Raw genomic sequence first — 3,592 nt, forward strand, 5'->3', positions numbered from 1 at the left:
AGGTGGCGGGCGGCCACAGGGAGTCCAGTCCGTGGCGGGTCAGTGCGCCCAGGGCTGCGCCGAGGGCGATGAAGGCGAGCACGGACCGAAGGCGGGCCGGTGCGGGTGGGGTCATGCCCCCCATCCTCCACCCGGAGAACCCCTGGTGGTGCCGGTGGACCCCGAGCGCGGGGAGCCCGGCCCGGTCCTGGGGTGGGGGGCCGTTTCAGGGATGGGATCAGGGGCATCCCCGATGGTTTTTCGGCCGCACATGTTAAATTCTGGCCATGCGGTCAAAAAACGAGTCAGACGGTCAGAAGCGGTCCTTCATCGAGAAGGCCCGCAGGGCACAGATCATCGACGCGGCGGTGCACACCATCGCCGAGGTCGGTTACCCCAACGCCTCCCTGGCTCGGATCGCGCGGACGGCGGAGGTGAGCAAAGGCGTCATCTCCTACCACTTCGACGGCAAGGACGAGTTGATGGACCAGGTGGTGATCGGCGTCTACACCCAGATCGGGGAGGAGGTCGTGCCCCGGGTCCTGGCCGAGCAGAGCATGGAAGGGGCGCTGCGCGTCCACGTGCGCGGCGTGGCCGAGTACGCGCTGGCCCATCGCGAGCGCATGACGGCACTGGCCCAGATCTTCCGGCACTCTCGTGACGCCCAGGGCGCTCCCCGTTTCGGGTCCCAACCCGAGGCGATCTACGAGCACCTGGAGGGGCTCTACCGCTCCGGTCAGCAGAGCGGGGAGTTCCGCGACTTCGACGTGCGGGTGATGGCGGTCAGCCAGCAGGCGACCCTCGACGCCATGTTCGAGTACTGGCGGACGCACCCCGGCCACGACCTTCTCGCACACGCCGACGAACTGGGAGAACTCCTGGTCCGTGCGGTTCGAGCCCGATGACCGTCACACCACAGTGACGAGGTCCCCATGACACAGAACGCCGACCCGCCCACCACCGGGGCTGCCGACCGACCGGTCCGCCCCCGACTGTTCTACGTCGACCACCTCAGGGTGGTCCTGACGGTCCTGGTCGTGCTGCACCACGCGGCCATCACCTACGGCAACATCCCGGTGTGGTACCTGGCCGAACCGGCCCAGGACCCCTCCGGGGCGGCGCTGGACCTGTTCGTGCTCCTCAACCAGACGTTCTTCATGGGGATGTTCTTCCTCATCGCCGGGTACTTCGTGCCGGGTTCGATCGACCGGCGCGGGCGGCGCGGGTTCATGCGCGAACGCCTGATCCGGCTGGGCGTCCCCCTGCTGCTGTTCCTGGTGTTGCTGCGTCCCTTGGCCCTGATCCCGACGTTCGGCCAGGTGATGGCGGCCGAACCCGACCTTCCGCTGTGGCTGCTGTACCTGCTCACCATCGACCCGGGCCCGATGTGGTTCGTGGAGGTGCTGTTGGTGATGAGCCTGGTGTACGTGTGGGTGCGCGGTGTGCGTGAGCGTCGTGCCGGGCCCGTCCGGGTCGTGGAGAAGGTCCGGGAGCGGGGGCCACTGCGCTGGCCGGTGCCGGTCCTGGTGTTCGTTGTGGGTTCGGCCCTGGTCACCTTCGCCTGGCGCTGGGCCTTTCCCGCTCCGTACTGGCCGGTGGTGGGCTTGCCCAGCCCCGGCTATCTGCCCCAGTACGTGGCCATGTTCACCGTGGGCGCGCTCGCCTACAGGGGTGACTGGCTCCATCGGTTGCCCGACCGGGCCGGGGTGGTCGGCGGCATCGCCGCCGTGGTGACGCTGCCGGTGATGATGGTGTTCGCGACGGCCGCCCCCGATACCGGGGCGTCGTTGGTGCGGCTCTTGGCGGAGAACCTGTTCTCGGTGGGGCTGGTGCTGGCGCTGCTGGTCTTCTTCCGCAGGTTCGTGACCAGGGACAACCGTGTGTGGCGGTTCCTGGGCGACAACGCCTTCGCCGTGTACGTGCTGCACACGGTGGTGTTGGTGCTGGTGGCCATGGCACTGGGCGGCTGGCAGGCCCCTGCGGTGGTCAAGTTCGCCGGCCTTGCCGCGTTGAGCGTGCCGCTGTCCTGGGTGTCGGCCGCCGGGGTGCGGGCGATTCCGGGGGTCAAGCGGGTGCTGTGAACACGGAGCGAAGGAAGGGGTCGTTCCCGTCCGCCCTGTGCGGAGGGAAGCGACCCCGATCCGGTTCAGGGGCCCGGGCGCAGGTGCAGTTCGGTGATGGTCGCATCGCGCGGCGACTCCAGCACGTCCACGATCGCACGGGCCAGGGTGGCGGGCCGGATGCAGGCCTGGGGGTCGTAGGGCCGATCGAAGTCCGCGCGTACCCGCCGTAGGGTTTCGGTGGCGGTCCCACCGGGGTGGACACCGGTGACCCGCACACCGTGTTCGGCCTCCTCGGCGCGCAACGCGTCGGCCAACTCGCTCAGCCCCGCCTTGCTCGCGGTGAAGGCCGACCAGCGCGGCACCCCGTGCAGGCCGGGGGCGGCGTTGACCAGGACCACGTGGCCCTTGGCGGTGCGCAGGGCGGGAAGCAGCAGGCGGGTGAGTTCGGCGGCAGCGACCAGGTTGACCGCCAGTACCCGGTTCCACAGGGCGACGGGGGAGTCGGTCACCGACGCCACCGGGGAGAGTCCCGCACAGTGCACGAAGGCCGACAGTTCCTCGACCTCGCCGAGTAGTGGTCCGAGTGCCTCGGACAGGCTCTGGGGATGTTCGAGGTCGGCGCGAACGGTCCGCACCCCCGGTCGGCTCCGGGCCAGGTCGGTGAGACGGTCGAGGTCGCGACCCAGCGCCACCACATGGCGCTCGCGTCGTAGGAGTTCGTCGACCAGGGCGGCGCCGATGCCGCCGGTGGCGCCGCTCACCAGGACCGTGGGGGTTGTCATGGTGGGCATTGTCGCAGAGCGGGACGTTAGGCTCGACGGAGTTTTTCAGCCATGGAAAGGACCGCTGTGACCAGCGCCAAGGAACGTATGCTCGCCGGTGAGCCCTACCGGGTCGACGCCGAGTTGGCGGCCGAGGCCGTCCGGTGCCACAAGCTCATGGACGTCTTCAACGCCACCGCCTCCGACGACCACGAGGGGCGTGCCCAGGCGTTGGCCGACCTGCTCGGTGAAGTTGGTGAGAACGCCGCCGTGCGTCCGCCCCTGCACGTGGACTACGGCCACCGCATCACCCTGGGCGAAGGGGTGTTCGTCAACTTCGGCGCGGTGATGCTGGACGTGGCGCCGATCCGGGTCGGCGCCCACACCCAGATGGGTCCCAACGTCCAGTTGCTCACCCCCACCCACCCGCTCGAACCCGCCGAGCGCAAGGCCGGCTGGGAGTCCGCCGAGCCCATCACCATCGGGGAGAACGTGTGGCTGGGCGGCGGCGTGATCGTCTGCCCCGGGGTGACCATCGGCGACAACACCGTGGTGGGCGCCGGAGCGGTGGTCGCCCGGGACCTGCCCGCCAACGTGGTCGCCGTCGGTAACCCCGCCCGGGTGATCAAGCAGATCTGATCCCGGCGATCCTTGGGAAATGTCGTACCCGCGCGGTACAACGACGGCGTGGGGCCGCCGGTGGCCCGCCCCGGCCCACCACCCCGAGGTGACGAGGAACTTCCTCTTCCTGCTTCCGGTCCGTGACCGCCCGGAAGCAGGGACTTCGAT

4 protein-coding genes are annotated in these 3,592 nt (G+C 69.6%); 3 read left to right on the forward strand and 1 reads right to left on the reverse strand.

The annotated features are described in order from the left end of the window. Positions 1-266: 266 nt before the first annotated feature. On the forward strand, positions 267-884 hold the full coding sequence (locus K8V84_RS07040) for a TetR/AcrR family transcriptional regulator (RefSeq protein ID WP_304071971.1): 618 nt from the start codon (positions 267-269) through the stop codon (positions 882-884). Between the two features lie 27 nt (positions 885-911). Continuing rightward, the gene (locus K8V84_RS07045) at positions 912-2,060 is read left to right on the forward strand and encodes an acyltransferase family protein (RefSeq protein WP_304071973.1); all 1,149 of its coding nucleotides are present in this window, start codon (positions 912-914) and stop codon (positions 2,058-2,060) included. Positions 2,061-2,125: 65 nt separating this feature from the next. Here K8V84_RS07045 and K8V84_RS07050 read toward each other — a convergent pair whose 3' ends face one another. After that, positions 2,126-2,824 (reverse strand): SDR family oxidoreductase, encoded by a 699-nt coding sequence (locus tag K8V84_RS07050; RefSeq protein ID WP_369696612.1) that lies wholly within the window; start codon positions 2,822-2,824, stop codon positions 2,126-2,128. 87 nt (positions 2,825-2,911) lie between these two features. Here K8V84_RS07050 and K8V84_RS07055 point away from each other — a divergent pair, with 87 nt between their 5' ends. Next, positions 2,912-3,442, forward strand: coding sequence for a sugar O-acetyltransferase (locus K8V84_RS07055; protein ID WP_304071977.1), 531 nt, complete (start codon positions 2,912-2,914; stop codon positions 3,440-3,442). The last annotated feature ends 150 nt before the right edge of the window (positions 3,443-3,592 follow it).

It is taken from the genome of Nocardiopsis listeri (assembly GCF_020741345.1).
In the GTDB taxonomy this organism is placed as follows: Bacteria; Actinomycetota; Actinomycetes; order Streptosporangiales; family Streptosporangiaceae; genus Nocardiopsis; species Nocardiopsis listeri_A.